This window comes from Nocardia ninae NBRC 108245, from assembly GCF_007990755.1.
Lineage (GTDB): Bacteria > Actinomycetota > Actinomycetes > Mycobacteriales > Mycobacteriaceae > Nocardia > Nocardia ninae.
Map to the genome: position 1 here is coordinate 16,479 of NZ_BJXA01000043.1, position 17,802 is coordinate 34,280.

Annotated in this window: 10 protein-coding genes; 5 read left to right on the forward strand and 5 right to left on the reverse strand. The window is 66.0% G+C overall.

Annotated features, from left to right (window positions below; all coding sequences use genetic code 11):
- Positions 1–8 precede the first annotated feature (8 nt).
- The 3 genes from NN4_RS26845 to NN4_RS26855 form a co-directional block, all read right to left on the reverse strand.
- Positions 9–650, reverse strand: a complete 642-nt coding sequence (locus NN4_RS26845) for a hypothetical protein (protein ID WP_147137075.1) — start codon at positions 648–650, stop codon at positions 9–11.
- Complete coding sequence (locus NN4_RS26850) at positions 647–1,501, reverse strand: hypothetical protein (RefSeq protein WP_147137078.1); 855 nt, start codon at positions 1,499–1,501, stop codon at positions 647–649. Before NN4_RS26850 ends, NN4_RS26845 begins: the two co-directional genes overlap by 4 nt.
- A gap of 363 nt (positions 1,502–1,864) precedes the next feature.
- Positions 1,865–3,007: a PucR family transcriptional regulator gene (locus tag NN4_RS26855; RefSeq protein ID WP_147137081.1), complete on the reverse strand. Its 1,143-nt coding sequence runs from the start codon at positions 3,005–3,007 to the stop codon at positions 1,865–1,867.
- Between the two features lie 120 nt (positions 3,008–3,127).
- Here NN4_RS26855 and NN4_RS26860 point away from each other — a divergent pair, with 120 nt between their 5' ends.
- Complete coding sequence (locus NN4_RS26860) at positions 3,128–4,039, forward strand: poly(ethylene terephthalate) hydrolase family protein (RefSeq protein ID WP_222595172.1); 912 nt, start codon at positions 3,128–3,130, stop codon at positions 4,037–4,039.
- Positions 4,040–4,851: 812 nt separating this feature from the next.
- A complete protein-coding gene (locus tag NN4_RS26865) occupies positions 4,852–6,036 on the forward strand; it encodes a cytochrome P450 family protein (protein ID WP_147137084.1) in 1,185 nt (394 codons plus the stop codon).
- A 107-nt stretch (positions 6,037–6,143) separates the two neighbouring features.
- On the opposite strand, the gene NN4_RS26870 is transcribed toward NN4_RS26865, so the two are convergent.
- On the reverse strand, positions 6,144–7,397 hold the full coding sequence (locus tag NN4_RS26870) for a cytochrome P450 family protein (RefSeq protein ID WP_246181101.1): 1,254 nt from the start codon (positions 7,395–7,397) through the stop codon (positions 6,144–6,146).
- A 190-nt stretch (positions 7,398–7,587) separates the two neighbouring features.
- Positions 7,588–9,345: an acyl-CoA dehydrogenase family protein gene (locus tag NN4_RS26875; protein ID WP_147137087.1), complete on the reverse strand. Its 1,758-nt coding sequence runs from the start codon at positions 9,343–9,345 to the stop codon at positions 7,588–7,590.
- A 1,217-nt stretch (positions 9,346–10,562) separates the two neighbouring features.
- On the opposite strand from NN4_RS26875, the gene NN4_RS26880 reads away from it, so the two are divergent.
- The 3 genes from NN4_RS26880 (at position 10,563) to NN4_RS26890 (ending at position 17,763) form a co-directional block, all read left to right on the forward strand.
- Positions 10,563–11,921 (forward strand): carotenoid oxygenase family protein, encoded by a 1,359-nt coding sequence (locus NN4_RS26880; RefSeq protein WP_147137089.1) that lies wholly within the window; start codon positions 10,563–10,565, stop codon positions 11,919–11,921.
- 644 nt (positions 11,922–12,565) lie between these two features.
- Positions 12,566–16,420: an NACHT and WD repeat domain-containing protein gene (locus tag NN4_RS26885; RefSeq protein ID WP_147137092.1), complete on the forward strand. Its 3,855-nt coding sequence runs from the start codon at positions 12,566–12,568 to the stop codon at positions 16,418–16,420.
- The gene (locus tag NN4_RS26890; protein ID WP_147137095.1) at positions 16,417–17,763 is read left to right on the forward strand and encodes a family 1 glycosylhydrolase; all 1,347 of its coding nucleotides are present in this window, start codon (positions 16,417–16,419) and stop codon (positions 17,761–17,763) included. The genes NN4_RS26885 and NN4_RS26890 overlap by 4 nt, the downstream gene beginning before the upstream one ends.
- The last annotated feature ends 39 nt before the right edge of the window (positions 17,764–17,802 follow it).

Sequence of the window (17,802 nt, forward strand, 5' to 3'; positions counted from 1 at the left end):
AGCCGCTCTCATAAAGACGTACGAGCACGCCGCCCGCCGCTCTCTGGTGCCGTGGGCGGGGTGCCGGGTCTGCCGAGCAGTGGAATCGGGCGACGCAGATCTATCATGTGTGCCGCGACGAGAATGCGTTCACGTTCGAGGATTTGGCCGACCTGCTTCACGCCCACCGAAACCGTAGCGGTGCACTCGCCTTGGCCCAATGCGACGAGCGCGCCGCTGCGCACCGTGGCAGTCAGTGGTTGCAGCAGCAGCGTAATGGCAACCTCGAGCACGATTTCCGCGATCGGGACCGCGTCGACGATGATTTCGAGGCGCGGCTGGTAGCCGTGAGTGATCTCGTGTGTGACGAGCTCGACCTGCTCGATTCCGTGCGGGTCGGTGCGGATCGCCGCCTCACGCAGGCGGTTGTATCGAGCCCATCCGGCGAGCGCGACATCACCGAGGTCGACGTCGAGCAGCCCGGCGATCGCCGCAGCAATCTCCTCCAGCACGTTCGCGCGCAGCTGCTCGGTCACGACTGCCACACCGTGCAACGCGTGGGCGCCGACTCCTCTCTCGCGCAGTACTTGGACCAGCTCACCCACCCCGACCGAACGCGCGGCGCCCTGGAACAACACCACCCGCGCCGAGATCGAATCCGGATACGTCATGCGGGAAACTCCTTGATACTCAGCCGCGGTGCACCGACCGTGATCCGGACACTGACCTCCGGAACTCGGGTGATCACATGTATGCGGGTCGACGGGGCCGGATCCGCGACGACGTGGACGCGGACCCGCTGTGGAGGCGGGTCACGGTCCGGGGCCGGATCGGCAGGATGGACGAGCCTGCGCTTACCGGCAACGACGGCCACACCGGCAGCGGCCAGAAGTCCGATGGCAACGAGTCCGATACCGGCGCCGCCCAGCTCGGACTCGTCCCCTGCGGTTTGCGCGCTCGGGGTCTGCGTTTCCGTCACCGTCGTCTCCACGTCATCGATCGCCGGCGCGGAGATCTTGGGCCTTGTTGTCGTGGTGATAGGGCTGGTTGTGGTGGTGACGACCTTCGCCGGCACCACCGTGACTACAACCGTGGCTTTGGTCGAGGGCGTGACCTCGGTTGCGCGGCACGACGAAACCGATATCGAATGCCTGCCGAGTTCGGCTTGGGCGGGCACGACGAGAGTGGCCTCGAAGGAACCCTCCGCGCTGGTGTCCACCCGCATCGACTCCGACCAGTCCGGCGTGATGGACACCGGCGAGCACCAGCGTTTGCCCCGGACCACGATCCGGCTGCCGCGTTCGGCGGTGCCCGGTGCGGTGAGCTCGGCCGGTGGCACTGGGGTAAAGGTGCCGAACGTTGACGGCGTTCCCGAACCGGGTTGCGCCCTCACCAAGGCTGCGGGCACCACGCCGAGTATCCCCACCACCACCACGAGCATCGCTCCGAGCAGCCGACGCACCGTGCCCGGCCTGCCCCGAACACCGGGAACGTTCCCGAGACGAGAGGTGGTGGGCGGCATGGCCATCTCCTTGAACGAATCCGGGAGAAATCCCCCGGTAGCTATAAGTCTTCGCTGTGACGACCACGTGCACGCGAGTAGTGCGGTACCTCATTGACCAACTCCGCGGGTCCCGGTACTGGATACCGACCTGTCCGGCTTCGCCCTGAGTGGCTCCGAGGAAGAGTGTGGCTGTCGTGCCACAGAATTCGGCTTCCGCAGCGTCGAACGCGAGCGGCGGCACCGCAGCGACTCAGCACTGCGTCGACATCGCCTCCGACAGCACCGAAGTACGTACCTGATCAGTTTCGCCGCAGGTCCTCGCTGTGTCTGTCCGGCGAACACCCGACACAGACTCTGTATCGACCCCGGTCAGCAGGTGGATCAGCGCGAGGGTGGTCCCTCGGAGGATCGCGGTTGTAGCAAGTCCGCAGCCGTGAGCGCGGCTTGCAGAATGCGGGTGTGCGCGGGTTCGGTCAGGTCGAGACCGGTGAGCACGGCGATGCGGTGCAGGCGGTATTCGACGGTATTGCGGTGGACGAACAACTCGAGGGCGGTCTGGCGACGGTTGTAACCGGTGCGGACGAACGCGCGCAGAGTGTCCATCAGATGCGGGTGCTGCACGAGCGGCTCGAGCTTGGCGGCCAGACGCTCGAGTCCGGCGCCGGGGCGGGCGAGCTGGTATTCGACCAGGACGTCATCGAACCAGTACAAGCCTTCTCGGCGGCCGAGTCTGGTGAGCAGTGCCATGACCTCGCGTGCCTCGGCGGCCGCGGCGGGCAGCTCGGCGGTGGCCGCGGTGGCGGCGGCAGCGAGCACGGTGGTCGACAGCGCCTGCCGCAGGTGGGTGATCAACGCACCGATGTCAACGCGGGCGGGCAGCAGTGCCAAGCCCTCGGTGTGGTCGGTCAGCACGTGGGTTCCGGCGAAGGCGTCCAACGCCGATTGCACCAGCCGATCCGGCCGCCGCGTCGCGAGGTGGAAGACCAGGACGCTGTGGCGTGCGGCCACCTCGATCTGCGCGGCTTGGGCAATCACCTGGTGGGGGCGTCCGTGCAGCAGCGCCGCCAGTAGTTCGTTGCGGAGCCGATGGTCTTGGCTACGTAGATCCTCTTGGACCTGTACGTGTGCCAGGACGACCCCGGGCATCGCGATCGCCAGGCCGTCGAGCAGAAAGGTGCCCGCGGCGGGTAGCTCGTCGGGGCCGGACAGCTCAGTGATGGTCTGCCACCACACTTTGGCGCCCAGCAGGTAGGCCGCCAAAGCCGCTTCCAGGGGGACATGGTCGAGGGCACGGCGCCCGGACAGCTCCACCAGCCGCGTCAGCTCGTCGGCGTGCATAGTGTCCTTGTCGCGCAGCAGCCTCAGCAAAACGCCCAAGGCCGCTGTCACCGATTCGGTGACCGGACCCGCGAGCGTCTCGGCGGGCAGGTCGCGGTAAAAAGGCACTTCGACCGCGCACCGGCTGACTACCTTGCGGGCCATTTCCGGGAGTCTGGGCGCCAATCGGTCATACAGCTCCGCCATCGGCAGATCGTCACATCACCCAAACGAGACGGTCAATATCTGAGCCGCCGGCCACTGCCGCGCCGGGCCTGGCCGGGTTCACACTTTGCGGAAGCCACTTCAGCTCAGAAGGAAGCGTTCATGTCTAAGCCATCACGCAGCGCCCGGCCCGGTCCCCGTCGCAGTTCCCCCGCCCGCCAGCCACTGCTGAGTTTTGTGCTGGCCCTGGTGTTGTCGGCTGCGGCGATGCTGTCTAGCGCGGCACCCACCGCGGCCCAGCCCGCCACCTCACCGCAGCCTTCGGCCCCAATACCCTCGGCGAGCGGCGATTTCGGCTCCGAGGGACCGTACGCCACCACGGTCCGGGTCGGGGCCTTCCATACCCTGTACTACCCGCGCGACATCGGCGCCGGCTCCCGGCGTCACCCCGTGATCATCTGGGGCAACGGAACTTTCGCAGCTCCGCTGCACTACCGCACTCTGCTGCTGCACTGGGCCAGCCACGGCTTCATAGTCTCGGCCGCCAACACTGGTCAATCCGGCTCCGCCCACGCCATGCTGGCGGGCATCGACGCCCTCGCTCGCGCCGACGCGGACTCCGGCAGCGAGTTCTACCAGCACGTGGACCTCACGCACATCGCAGCCGCCGGGCACTCCCAGGGCGGTGCGGGCGCCATCGTGTCAGGAGCCGATGAACGCATCGACACCGTGCTGTCGATCGCACCCGGCCCGCTGGCCGACATCCGCGACGTCCACGGTCCGGCGTTCCTGATGGCCGGCCAGACCGACCTCATCGTCCGGCCGTGGCTGGTCCAGTCCTTCTACAACGCCGCCACCCGGATACCGGCGATCTACGGCGAGCTGCGCGGGGTCGGACATTTCACCATCGGCCTCGACCCGTCGGTGTATTTCGCGTCCACAACCGCCTGGTTGCGGTTCCAGTTGACGGGCGAGCCCGCGGCCCGAGCGATGTTCTACGGCCCTTCCTGCGGTATCTGCACCGATACCGACACCTGGTCGGAGGTGCGCCGCAACGCGCTGGTGCCCCAGTAGAACCCACCGACCGCTCCAGCCCGGTGCGTCGGCACACCATCCGACCAACCGGGCCGAGTGACATCGCGGCGACCGGATTTCTCAGTACGGGAGACCGGAACACTCAGTGACTTCGCCCCCCGGACGGCGCGGCGTTCGGGGGTCCTCCGCTGCGCCGGACCGGCCGCCGTACCGAATCGGGCGCGCACCATCTGCTCGGCCGTTGCCCAGCCGTTGCTTAGCCGTTGCCCAGCCGACGGTCGACGCACCGTGGCCCCGCAGCTGCTCCGGCTCGGCGGACTCGACCGTGCGCCCGCCGCCATCAGCGCCCGATCGTTGCCGCGCCGTGCGGCAGACGGTCTCGAGCATGCAGGCACAGGCGTCCGATGACACCGGCTGCGATGAACTACAGTGACCGACGATTCGGGCTGCGGACGCTGCTCGAGATTAGTATGCTCGGACGCGCTCCATCGAAACATGCTGTAGTCGAACATATTTGGATGTACCGGTCGGTTTGCTTTGAGCGCCGGGCGGCCATGGGCGAACGAGCAGGGAGGCGCAACGTGTCACGGTCACGCCGAACAGATCGATCCCTGAACTCCCTGCGGTTTCGCCTGCTATCTGTGCGCTGACCCTGCCTCTGCTGCCATGCCGGCCCAGCGTCGGGCAGCCGAGGCGTGAACAACCTTGCTGCTGTGCAGATCTACGTCAGCCGATATTTTCCGAGGAGTAACTGTCATGGCCATGTCGTCTGCTCCGGCACGATCGACGACCGAGCACGCTTGCCCGCTAGGTGATCCGCCGGCGGTGCCTCGCTCCGACGAGTCTCGCAAGTGACGCTCCACACGCCGGAATTCGCGGCGGATCCGCACAGCGCCTACCAAGCCATGCGCGACCATCACGGCCCACTGGTTCCGTTGGAACTGGCGCCCGGGGTCCCCGCGACGTTGATTATCGGCTACCGGGAAGCGTTGCAAATTTTGAGCGACCCCCTGCATTTTCCGGCCGACCCGCGGGAAGCGCAGTCCGATCGCGCTGCGAGTTGTCCGGTGCTGCCCACCATGGGGTGGCGCCCCGGCGCGCCGCGGACCACCGATCCGGAGTACGCGCGAAACCGCAGTGCCACCACGGATTGTCTGAACCAGGTCGATCTGTACGCGCTGCGCGCCACGGTCGAACGCATCGCGTCGAGGCGGATCGACAGCTTCTGCGAGGCCGGCTCGGCCGACCTGCTCAATCAGTACTCCATTCCGCTGACCGTCGAGGTGGTCCACGAGGTGCTGGGGTTCGGGCCGGAGAACGGCCGCAGGGCGTTCTCGGCGCTGATCTCGTTGCGCAACGCCGCCGACGCGGCGTCCGCGCAGCGGGGCGATGAGATGTTGACCGCGGCGATCGCGGAGACGGTGGCCGCGAAGCAGATCGAGCCGGGCACGGACGTCACCTCGTGGCTGCTCCAGCACGGCGCGGCTGCGAACGAGAAGGCGCTGATCGATCAGGTGGCCACGCTGTATGTGACGGGCACCGAACCGACCTGGAATCTGATTGCGAACACGGTACTGCTGCTGGCAAGCGATGATCGGTTCGGCGGCGAACTCCTCGGTGGCGCCCTGTCCATCCGGGACGCCATCGATGAGATGCTCTTCACCGACCCGCCGGTAGCGAATTCGTGCTTCAGCTACCCGCGGCAACCGCAGATCATCGGGAACACCTGGCTGCCGGTGGATCAACCGGTCCTCATCAGCCTGGCCGCCTGCAACGCCGATCCCGCCGCAGCGGACGGTGACCGCACGGGCAACCGCTCGCATCTGTCCTGGGGCGCGGGCGCGCATTCGTGCCCGGCCCAGTCGGTCGCGATGGTCATCGCGCAGGAAGCGCTCGACCAGTTGCTCGATGCGTTGCCGGAGGTCCGGTTAGCCGTACCCGAAACCCAGTTGCAGTGGCGCACAGGCGGTTTCCACCGCGCGCTGGCTGCTCTGCCAGTGCGGTTTCCGCCGACCCCGCCGCTGAACCTCGGCTGAGGCAGCAGAGGGAGGTTCGCTGAGCCGGGGCCGGGCGGCTCAGCGAGTCGGTCTACCGCGAAAGCCGTTTCTGTCCAACGGCTTTCAACTGCTCCGGGCAACCACCTTCACAGCGCCGGCAACGGCGCAGTAGGCGGAAACACCACCGGCAACGCTGTCAATGCTCGGTGGAAGGGGCCGGGGCGCCACACGAGCTCCTCTTTGGCAACCGCCAGCGCCAACTCCGGGAGTACGTCCAGCAGTTGATCGATGACCTCCTGGGCGAGCAGCAGTCCGTACGGCCGAGCGTGCGCGGGACAGGCGTGCGGGCCCGTGCTGAACGCCAGATTCCAGCCGTTGTCCAGAAATTCTCCGGTATTCATCTCCGGATCTGTGTTGCAGGCGGCCATGCTCACGATGACCGGCTGATTCGCGGGCAGCCACACGCCTTCGATGATGACCGGCTGGCGAGGGTAGGTGATGCAGTAGTTCGCCATCGGCGGGTCCGTGGCCAGCCGCTCGTCGAGCGCGGTCCTGGTCGAGAGCGGCTGACCGTTGTCGACGGTGGTGAACCGGGAGTCGGTCAGCATCAACAGCAGGGTATTGGCCACGAGGTTCAGTGGCGGTTCGACACCGGCCGCGAACAGCAGCACCAGCTGATGCACCATCTCCTCGTCGGACAATCCGGCGGAATGCTGGACCAGCCTCGTGGTGACGTCGTCCGCGGGTTGCGCGCGCTTCAACGCGGTGAGGTCGAGCAACGCGGAGCCCATGATCGCGTTCACCGTTTCGGTGTCCACACCGTCGAACATCGCCGCACTGGCCTTCGCGACTCGCTCGCCGATGTCCGGCGGGCAGCCGAGGACCTCACAGAAAACCGAAAAGATCAGCGGGAGTACGTACTGGCTCAATACGTCGGCGTTCCCGTCCCGGCAGAATGTGTTGATGATCGGGACAGCGGATCTCTCGACAATGGACCGCAGAAAGTTGAGGTCCATGCCGGCCAAGGCGTCGTTCAAAGCATGGCGGTAACGGGCGTGCTCCGCACCGCTGGTACGTATCGCGTTGGGCCGGTATTCGATCATCGGCATGATCGGGATATCGGTGGGCGCAGTCTTCTGCCAGATCCTCGGATCGGCGGGAAAATGCTCGGAGTCGTTGAGAATTCGGACGGCGGTGCGATATTTGATAACCAGGGTTGCGGGGACCCCTGGCCACATCTCGACCGGGACCAAGGGTCCGTAGTCCTTACGCATCCGGCGGTAGAACCCGTGCGGATCGGCCGCGAATTCTTCGCTGCAAATCGAGATTCGGGGCCCCGCGAACTCGATCGACGGGGTCGAGGCGGGGGTGGAGCCATGAAGCGTGTGCTGCGGATGCACTGCCGTCTCCTTGGTGTCGGTTTCGCCCAGCATCGTACCCGCGACGCGCGAGTAACATCACCGCTATCTTGTTACCTGTCAACGAGATCCGACACCGTACAGATTCGGACATACCTCGTCGGGTGGCTGCGGCTGCGGCGCCCGCACCGGGGCACCGCAGCCGCACCAAGCGTCCTGGTGGATGGCAGGATCAGTGTCGTTGGGAGCTCTCACAACGCGAGTCCCACGCGGTAGGCAGATCATCGGACAACACCGGCGCACCGAGGATCTCGTCGTCGAGCTCGAAGGCGTCAAGCACCGCAGACAGATTGTCGGCGAGACGGTCGATGGCGTGCCGGAGTTGCTGCTTCGTGGCTTCGATCGCGGCGATGTCGAGCAGGCCGTGCGTGAGATACCACGTGGCCTGCTCCAGCAGGTGGTGCAACGCGAAAACGTCACGGACGGCCGCTATTTCAGGATGACCGGCCTGTTCGTCGAGCAACCGCAACGCCGCTTCGGTGCAGTACGCTTCGGCGAGGTCGAGTGCGTCGGGAATGACCGCCAAGCGGTCCGCGAGCGCCGGTGTCGCCAAATGCCGCTGCGCCTCCTGTGCGATCGTCAGGGTGCGCGCCCCGAGCAACCGCAGGCGGTCGTCGGGGTCGGCGGGGTCGTGCACGCGGACTTCGGGGGGCAACGTACCGGCGAGTTGCCTGGCCAGCACCCGACCGGCGACCGAACCCAGGACGTGGCAGTCGCCTTCGCCGGTGATCGCGGCGTGACAGACGCCGAGGTAGTCGGCGACGCGGTTGGCGCTGAACATGCCCTGCGCGCCCATCTTGATCCGACAGTGTGTGACCGTTTCCAGTGCGTGGAGCTGGATGAAGTGCTTGGCCAGCATGACCGACACCACCGTGTCGCGATCAGTGAGATCGCTACCGGCGAGGGAGGTTTTGATCGCGTTGCCGTAGACGGTCCGGGCAACAGTGCCTGCCAGGTCGGTGAGCAAGGTGTCGCGTACGTGCGGGATATCGACCATCAACGGGCTGTCGGCCGGCGTCAACGGCACTACCCGCTTGGCGGCGTAACGGAGCGCGATGTACAGCGCCGCGCGTGCCGCAGCGTTCAAACAGGACGAGAGCGCCAAACGCCCAACAGTCAGCTGGCTGATCGCCGAAGAGAACCCGCGACGCCGGCTGTTCTCGTCACGCCACGTCAGCACGCCTCGCTCATCGATGGTAGCCAGGTCATTGCTCAACCAGGCACTGCGCTCGACCCGCAGACCTTCGAAGCTGATCACCGAGTTGTCCATGATGACCAGCGGCTGATGGTCGAGCTGGGTGATCCGCACGCCCGCGCACGGCTCGCCGTTGGCGTCGCGTAGTCGTGCCGTGAACAGATGCACGCCCTGATCGACGCCGGCCGCGTCGATGAACCGCGCACCGATGACACAGACCCGGGCGACCGGGATGCCGACGCTGGGCATGAACTTGCGCGCCCGCGGGTTCGGCGTGTCGAGCACGAACCCGTCGCCGTCCCACCTCGCGGTGGTCTGCATGAAGCCGATGTTGGAGCCGCACCCGTACTCGGTCAGCAGCATCACACCGATGCTGGACGCGTCATCCAGGTCCTGCAGATACGGTGCGGCGGAGTCGGCATCGGTCAAGGTGGCCAGACTGCCGGAGGCCAGGTTGTAGTGGCCGGAGATCAGCGGGATCAGATCCGTCGCCAGCACCGCGGACCAATCGAACACCGCGAACAGCTCAGGGAGGTCGGTCGCCACAGCACGGGTGCTGCCGATCCTCTTGACCAGGTCCCGAAGTTGATCATATGCGTTCTGACGCCGCTGTTCCTGGCTCTGCCGTTCCGTGACGGCGAAGTCCGGGTTGCGCAGAATCCGCTGCAATTGTTGGTGGAACTCTCGGTCTCCGTGCCGAATAAGCCCGGCTAGCGATCCACTATCCCGGAGCATTTGCATGACCATTACCGCCTCCTACTTCATCCGATCCCAGCGGTCGTTCATCCACCGTCGGGCATACCTGGGCCATCGCCGCCGAGCTACGACGTTCCAGAACCGGCGTTACCGCACAGCTATGCGGACACCGCCAGGAACCAGCACAAGGGAGCCGGAACGATCACCTGTCAAAGTTCACTGAGCCACATACCTTCTCGTAAGGTTTCGTTCACCTGATCATCGAATTCGCTTGCAGCACTGCGAACTCGATGTTCCGATCCAGCTCCTACAGCGGATCACGTACTCGGGAAATGGTTGCGGCCAGACCGGATTCACATGGCCCTCATTGTAGAGCGCCCACTGTTGAGTTTTCAACCAGGAGAACGCATTTCGGCGTTTCCGATAAGCATTGTGCGGGATCACCGAAATAGCCCCACTCAGCCGAACCGGACGGTCACAACCTGAAACGGTGGACGCCATCGGATGTGGTCATCGCCGGCCCAGAACTCGGTGCGGAGGAAGATGTTCGACCGGGCATGCTCGCCTCGGCCTCGGATGCGGCCCGCGCGGGGGCCCGAATGGTCGGTGTCGTCTAGTCATCACCCACCTCTCCCAACAGATCCAGGGTACGGTCGCCGGGGCGGGAAAAAGGGGCGTTCAGGACGAACGTGGCGAATTACACGGCGGCGATACGAGTCCGGACGTGTCGTCGCATGCGACATTCGAGATGTGGCGGCCCGCCCGAGACTCCCCCGCTCAGCCGAGAGCGAATTACCTGGTTCCGACCGGAACCCGTTGATGGTAGCTGGATTCGAACTCATCCGTTGATCGCCGACCCTGCAACTGCTGGATGCGCTGGGAGTTGTCACGGCCGTCGATCAGCCGGGCTACCCGGTAAAGGCGGTCAGACGAGCTGCCGGTGGCACGCAGCGCAAAAGTTTCGTGGAAGTTCATCGAACGCTTACTCGAATGGGGCTCGATCGGGCAAACAGTCTGCCCTGCACCATCGTTCGGCAGATCAGTGTGTGCGCTCCACAGGACCTGTGCCCGGCGGTCCGCACGTTTCGGGCAGCGTGCGTGCCAGGGCCATCCACTCTGCCGATAGTGCGGCGCAGAAATTTTGCAGCGCTGTGACCTGCGCATGCTCCGACCGGCTGACGGACTCGGGAAGAACAAGACTGTTTCCGGGCGAATTGTCACTGCATCCTGGCGTCCTGAGCACCAGGAGGACAGCCATGACACAAACCGATGGACCTTTGCATCTGGCGGGCAACAACGCCCCGGTGACGGACGAGGTGACGGCGGTACCGGCCGAGGTGATCGGCGCGATCCCGCGCGATCTCGACGGTGTGTTCCTGCGCAATGGCCCGAATCCGCGCACGAGAACGTCGCCGCACTATTTCGCTGGGGACGGCATGGTGCACGCGGTGTCACTCGAGCAGGGCCGCGCGGTCTGGTATCGCAACAGATACGTGCGAACTCCGTTGTGGGCGAACCCAGGAAAGCCACGGTACGAGCTGGCCTTCGACTCCAACAGCGGCACAATGGATTTCCGAGTCACGACGGCGAACACCCACGTCGTGTCCCACGCCGGCCGACTGCTGGCACTCGAGGAGGGCGGCTTCCCTTACGAGATCACCCCCGAGCTCGAGACTGTGGGACCGTTCACCTTCTGCGATGCGCTGGCCACACCGATGACCGCCCACCCCAAGATCTGCCCGACAACAGGCGAACTGTTGTTCTTCGGGACCAGGCAGCGTCCACCATTTCTGACCTACTACCGGGCCTCGGCAGCTGGAAAATTGTTGCAAGCACAGCAAATTCCCGTTCCGCGTGCCACCCTCATGCACGACTTCGCGATCACCGCGTCGTCGGTGATCTTCCTGGACCTGCCCGTCGTCTTCGACTTGGCTGCCGCTGCCGCCGGGCTGCCGTGGCGGTGGGACGACACGCACGGCGCCCGATTCGGTGTCATGCCTCGACAGGGCGGGAGCGTGCGCTGGTTCGATGTCGAACCCTGCTTCATGTGGCACACGATGAACGCGTTCGACGCGGGAAACACGATCACCGTCATCGGCTGCCGCGTGCGGACCCTGTGGCGCGACGGGCCCGGCGATGTCGGCGGCGGACTTCCGAGGTTGCACCGATGGATCCTGCACCTCGAGACAGGCACAGTCACCGAAGAGGCCCTCGACGACGCTGATATCGAGTACCCGCGCGTCGCCGACGCCGACGTCGGACTGCCCCACCGATTCGGATACGTGACGAGCTTCTCCTTGGCTGCACGACCGTCGCACTCCCAAATCTACAAATACGACTTGACGCTCGGCAACGCAGGGCAGACGCTCCGGCTGCCCACCGGAAACACCTGCGGCGAAGCGGTATTCGTGCCACGCACCGACAGCACCGGTGACGACGACGGATACCTGCTGACCTTCGTCCACGACCGCACCAGCGACACCAGCTCGCTGACCATCATCGACGCCACCGACCTGAGCAACGGCCCCCTCGCCGAGGTTCGCCTCCCGGTACGCGTACCCAACGGATTCCACGGCACCTGGCTCCCGAGATCGCACGCCGGCCGCAGTGAGTGAGGGCGATGATCCACATGCTCGACCCCAGGCAGCTACCCGCAGCATCCCTACTCCTCGACGCGGACCAGTTCGCTGCCCGCACTTTGCCGTCTGGAGGTGGGAGGCTCTCCCCTCCGGAGCCTCCCACCTCCAGACGTTCCTACGGAACCTCTCCGAGCTGCTTCGTGGGTCGGTGAGGTCCTGAAAAAATCCTGGCGCAACGGCAGCTACGGGACGATCGTTCCCCGTGTACAGACGGGGAAAGTTGCTGGTAAAAGAATGTTTTCGCGTTTCCCGGTCCGGGAGTCGACCTGGTCGGCGCAGTGGCGCATGCCGTGCGGCATCCGCACTGGTTGACCCAGGTTAGTGTCCGGTCCGGACGAGCTGACCGCCAGTTCGCCGAAACTGGCTGTCGCGAACGCCATTCAGGTGCGGAAACCGCCGTTGGGCCGGACGCATCAGCGACACCCGAACGGTATCGCGCAGTACGCGACTCGCCCGGATGTGCTGACGCGCAGCGGATTCCATGTAAGGAACGAATCGCCAGCGCCCGCCGGAGGTATCGTCGATGTGGTTGTGCCGCAGGGGAAGATGTCGAAACCGGGGAGTTGAGACGTTGATGGCCGGAGATCACTTATGGCGCTGGCAAAGTCGATGTGCGGCCAATGGTTGATACGCCGGCGGATCAGGAAGTCGGTAGTTCACCTCGCAAGGTATTCACCCGGCAGTTCAACAGACTGTGGGAACGCGCGGGGAATCCCGTCCTCGATCGTGTGGCACGCACGGCCAACCAGCGTGAGGAGGCAGCCAGGGGCCACGCCGGGACGGTCACGACCCAGCGGCTCAGCGATTGGCGCGCCGGTGCTATCCCGGCCCGGTGGGAAGTGCTCCGACCGGCGCTGCTGACGCTGATCGACCTGGCGAAACACGCCCAAGGGCGCCCTCCCGCAGGACTTCTCAACCTGCGGGAGTGGCAACGTCTGTGGTCCGACGCCACTGCGTGGAAACCTCCGGAGGACCTCCATTGCCCGTATCAAGGCCTGGCACCGTACTTTCCGGGCGACGCCGAGCGGTTCTTCGGCCGCGAACGCGCGACCGACGACCTGGTGGCGCTCGTTGGGTCGACCGACCGGGCCGGTGGCGGGATCATCGTGGTGTTCGGCGCCTCCGGCGCGGGCAAGTCGTCGCTACTCGCCGCGGGGCTGATCCCCGCTCTCGCGCCCGAATGGACGACCACCACCAGCACACCGGATCCCGCTGCGATCGAGATCCCGTCGGATCGTCGCGGTCGGCGCCTGATGGTGGTCGACCAGTTCGAGGAACTGTTCACCGCGGCAATCGGCGACGACGTACGCAGGGCGTTCATCGACCGGTTGCCGCGCTGTGCGGACCAGGGTGTCACGGTGGTGATCGCGGTGCGGGCCGACTTTTTCGCCCCCTGCCTGGACTATCCCGTACTGGCCGACGCCATCACGCGGCGCCCTTTCCTGCTGTCCGCGATGAGCAGCGATGAACTGACCGACGCGGTCACCAAACCGGCAGCCAGGGCGGAACTGAAGCTGGAACCTGGCCTGGTGGAACTGATCCTGACCGAATTCAGCGGGCTGAGTGGCTTCACCGATGGTGACAGTTCAGGCGCGCTGCCGCTGCTGTCTCATGTCATGGAGGCAGCCTGGCAGCGACGCAAGGGACGCAAGCTGTCCGTCGCCGGTTACCGGGCCGCGGGTGGTGTCGCCGGTTCCGTGGCCCATACCGCCGACACCGCGTGGCAGAAGCTGGATGACCCGCAGCGAGCAGCGGCCAAAGACATGCTGCTACAGCTGGTCACCGTCGGCCACGACACGCGCGATACCCGGCGCCGGGTTGCCCGCGCTGATCTGCTCGCACATACCAGCAACCCCGACGCCGCGGCGACGGCGCTGGAAACCCTTGCCCAGGCACGGCTGATCACCCTCGACGCCGATACCGCGATCCTCACCCACGAGGTGGTGATCGAGGCATGGCCGGAGTTGCGGAAATGGATCGACGCCGATCGTGAAGGCCACCTCTTCCGCCAGCGGGTCGCCGCCGACGCGGCGGAATGGGCCGCCTCGCAACGCAATCGGGCCCTGCTGTATCGCGGCTCACGCCTGGCGCAGGCCCGGGAACATCAACCGAGACCGACCGGGCAGACCGGCGACTTCCTAATGGCGGGCATTCGCCAGCGCCGCAGGCGCGTCGCCACGCAGGCCGGGCTCGCGGCGGCAGTGGTCGTGCTGCTGGTCGCCGCGCTGACCAGCGTCGTCCGGGCCGACCTCACCGGCAGGGAGCGCGACGAGGTCTTCTTCACCACCGTGCTGAGCGAGGCCGACCGCCTGCAGAACAGCGAACCGACGCTGTCCGCCGAGCTCAGCCTCCTCGCACAGCGACTGCGCCCGGATAGTCCCGACGCCGCCGCACGACTTATCGCCAGCCAGAACCTGCCAGTGGCACGCACATTCGCCGACCACGACGGAGAGATCGCCAAGCTCGTCTACCTCGACAACGGTCTGCTGGTCACCGCAGGCGACGATCATGTCATCCGGGTACGCGATCCGGCCACCACCGCCCTGACGGCAACGATCACCGACCACACCAGCAAAATCACCGGTCTCGATGGGCATGGATCGATCCTGATCGCGGGCAGCGCAGACCACTCCGCGCGAATCTATGACCTGTCCACCCCGGAACAGCCCCGCCTGCTACATGTCGTCGACACCGGGTCCCCGATTACGGGCGTGGCGCTCTCGAAGGACGGCCGCACCGTCGCCATCGCCAACGACAAGCAGGTCACGCTGTGGGATGTCACCGACACCCGGACAGCCACACCTCGCTCGCCATCGCTGACCGTCGGTGAAACCGTCTACGCGCTGGGATTCAGCAGTAGTGACAAAACGCTGGGGACGGCAAGCGCAACGGCGCATGGCTCGTTCGGCAAGACGCTCACCGCTCGGCTGTGGGACCTCGACGCACCACCGAGCACCCGTACGGGAACACAGGTCGCGCAAGTCGTCGACGGACGAATGGCCCTGGATTTCTCGGCCGGCACACCGCTACTGGTTGCCGCTGGCCGGTGGCCGTCGCAGGCACCAGGCAGCGACGCCGAAATTCGGTTCCTGAACGTCGAAGACCCCCGCCATCCGAACCCGGCAGCCGCAGGCTTCTCCTTCCCCTCCGCATACGACCTGGTCACCACGATTCTCAGCCCCGACAGCCGGACTCTTGCGACCGTCACATCTTTCGGCACCCAACTGTGGAACCTCGCCGACCTCGCTCACCCCACCCCCTTAGGACCGCCGCTGGCCGCTGCCGCAAACTGCCCCGCCGCATCCGGCAACCGGCGATGCTCCACTATCCCGGCCGGCGCAGCCTTCAGCCCCGACGGACGCTACTTCACGATCGCCACGGTCGGCGGCACAGTGCAGCAATGGTCGCTGCCGAGCACCACCCCGGCTGGGCAGGCGGGGCAGATCCATCCCCCGGCGGTCAGCGCCGACGGTACCCGGATGATTACCACTGCCCACGGCGCCGCCGCCCGCATCTGGGACATCCACGACCCCGCGGCACCGCAGCTACGCGGCACCGTCGACAACGTCACCGGAATCACAGGCTTGTCGGGCACCAGCTACCCCGTCGTCAGTTTCGACGGCCGGTTCACAGCACTATCGATCAACGGGGTGATCACGCTCCTCGACATCTCCGACCCGGTCAAACCCCGTGCGACACACCGTTTTCCGGAGGCCGCCGGTGTGGCGTTCGCCCTCGACCAGCAGCTACTGGTCACCCTCTCCGGAGCGCCGGTCGCGACCTTGATCGCCTGGGACTACACCAACCCCGACCGGCCGGTGCAGCGCAGCCCAGCGATCGTCGTACCGTCATCGGGTCGACTGTTGCGCACGGGATTTCGATTCGCCGCCAGCCGCGACGGCAAGATCGGTGCCACACTCGCCGACAAACTCAACGTATGGGACACACCGCTGTCGCTGCAGCACTCCACCGGGCCGATCGGCACCACCGTCGCCGACTGGCTGGGCGACGGCTTCGGTCTCGCGGTCAGCCCCGACCACCGCACCGTCGTCGCCGGTTGGGACGCGGGCACCGCCCGCGTCTTCGACATCACCGACCCGGGAACCATTCGGCCACTGGGAGATCCACTGGCGGCCAGCAGAAGCGCTGTCTCCTCGGTGGACATCAGTCCCGATGGCCGCCGCCTGGCTACCGCAGGCACCGACTCGACTGTCCGGCTGTGGACCTTCACCGATCCCGAACACCCCCGCCCCTACGGCCCGTCCCTCATCCCACCGGGCTCAGGCCGGTGGCATGTCGCTTTTCACCCGACAGCCAACTACCTCATCGGCACCGGCGGCCAAGGCGCAGTTCGGCTCTGGGACCTCGAGCCCGAGCACGCCGCCGACCGCATCTGCACCCTCACCGCCAACACCATCGCCACCGACCTCAGTACCTACTTGCCGGGACGGAAGCTGCCGACACTATGCCCATGAGCCGATTCAGCCGGCGCACCGCGTTCGGTCTCGCGGTGGCCGGTCTTGCGGGCACCGTCCTCGGCCGACCGCCAGCGGCCGCCGGGCGGCCCGCGCCGCCTACCGATCTGCCGCCACTGGGTGACGAATTCCTCTGGGGTGTCGCATGTTCCGGATTTCAGAGCGAAGGTCACACACCCGACAGTCACCAGGAGAGGCTGTTCACCCAGCACACCGCACTCGCCCGATTCCCGAATTCCGTGGACTTCTACACTCGGTACACAGCCGATATCGCGCTGGCCGCAGGCCTCGGCGTCGGGGTGTACGGCATCAGCATCGAATGGGCGCGGCTGCAGCCCAGGCCCGGTGAATGGGATGAGGCCGGTTTCGAATTCTACGACCGCGTACTGGATGCCATGGCCGCCAACGGAATCCGTCCGATGCTCACCCTCGACCACTGGGTGTATCCGGTGTGGATCGCCGAGCGTGGCGGTTGGGGCGATCCGGGCATTGTCGAGGCGTGGCTGGACAATGCCCGCACAGTGGTGGACCGCTACGCACCCCGAAACCCGCTCTGGATCACGGTGGCCAACCCGGGCGCCTACCTGAAGTTCGAGTCGCGTGACACGCTACCGGCCACCGGCATTTCGCCGATGGCGTCGCGGCTCGCCGATGTGCACAACGCCATCTACGACTACATCCACCTGGTGCAGCCCAGTGCGCAGGTGACGATGTCGACCAATATCGCGGCAGGCACCATCGCGGACGCTACCGAAAGCCTGATGTTGGATAAGGTCATCGACCGCTTGGACTTCGTCGGTCTCGGTACCTACCTCAGCTTCTCGCTGGACACGCTGCCGCAGCTGGCAGAGCACACGCTGACCGCCCCGCAAGACCTGAACAACCCACTGACGCATGCGGTACAGCCGGAATCGATGTACTACGCGCTGCACTATTGCGCACGCAGATTTCCCGGCAAACCGGTGTATGTGGTGGAAAACGGGATAGTGACGCGGAACGGCCTGCGAGAAGACGGGTACAGCCGCGCCGACCACCTGCGCGACACCGTCTACTGGTTGCAGCGCGCCCACGCCGACGGCATCGACGTAATCGGCTACACATATTGGACACTCACCGACAGCTTCGCCTGGGGCAGCTACACACTGCGTTTCGGCCTCTACACCGTCGATGTCGTCACCGACCCCACCCTCACCCGCAAGCCCACCGACGCGGTCGCCGCCTACCGCGCCATCACCGCGTCCGGCGGAGTACCGGGCGACTATCGACCCACCCGGCCGCCTGCCACCTGCTCCTTCGTCGACCTCCCCGACAGCTGCACCGACCCGGTGACCGTGCCGCACTGAACTCATTCCAGTGACCGAGATCGCGCAGGGCTGCTACTC

Bases quoted from the DNA above. Each gene is read 5' to 3' on its own strand.
- NN4_RS26845 (WP_147137075.1), bottom strand. From the start codon at position 650: ATGACGTATCCGGATTCGATCTCGGCGCGGGTGGTGTTGTTCCAGGGC.
- NN4_RS26850 (WP_147137078.1), bottom strand. From the start codon at position 1,501: ATGCCGCCCACCACCTCTCGTCTCGGGAACGTTCCCGGTGTTCGGGGC.
- NN4_RS26855 (WP_147137081.1), bottom strand. From the start codon at position 3,007: ATGGCGGAGCTGTATGACCGATTGGCGCCCAGACTCCCGGAAATGGCC.
- NN4_RS26860 (WP_222595172.1), top strand. From the start codon at position 3,128: ATGTCTAAGCCATCACGCAGCGCCCGGCCCGGTCCCCGTCGCAGTTCC.
- NN4_RS26875 (WP_147137087.1), bottom strand. From the start codon at position 9,345: ATGCTCCGGGATAGTGGATCGCTAGCCGGGCTTATTCGGCACGGAGAC.
- NN4_RS26880 (WP_147137089.1), top strand. From the start codon at position 10,563: ATGACACAAACCGATGGACCTTTGCATCTGGCGGGCAACAACGCCCCG.
- NN4_RS26885 (WP_147137092.1), top strand. From the start codon at position 12,566: ATGGTTGATACGCCGGCGGATCAGGAAGTCGGTAGTTCACCTCGCAAG.
- NN4_RS26890 (WP_147137095.1), top strand. From the start codon at position 16,417: ATGAGCCGATTCAGCCGGCGCACCGCGTTCGGTCTCGCGGTGGCCGGT.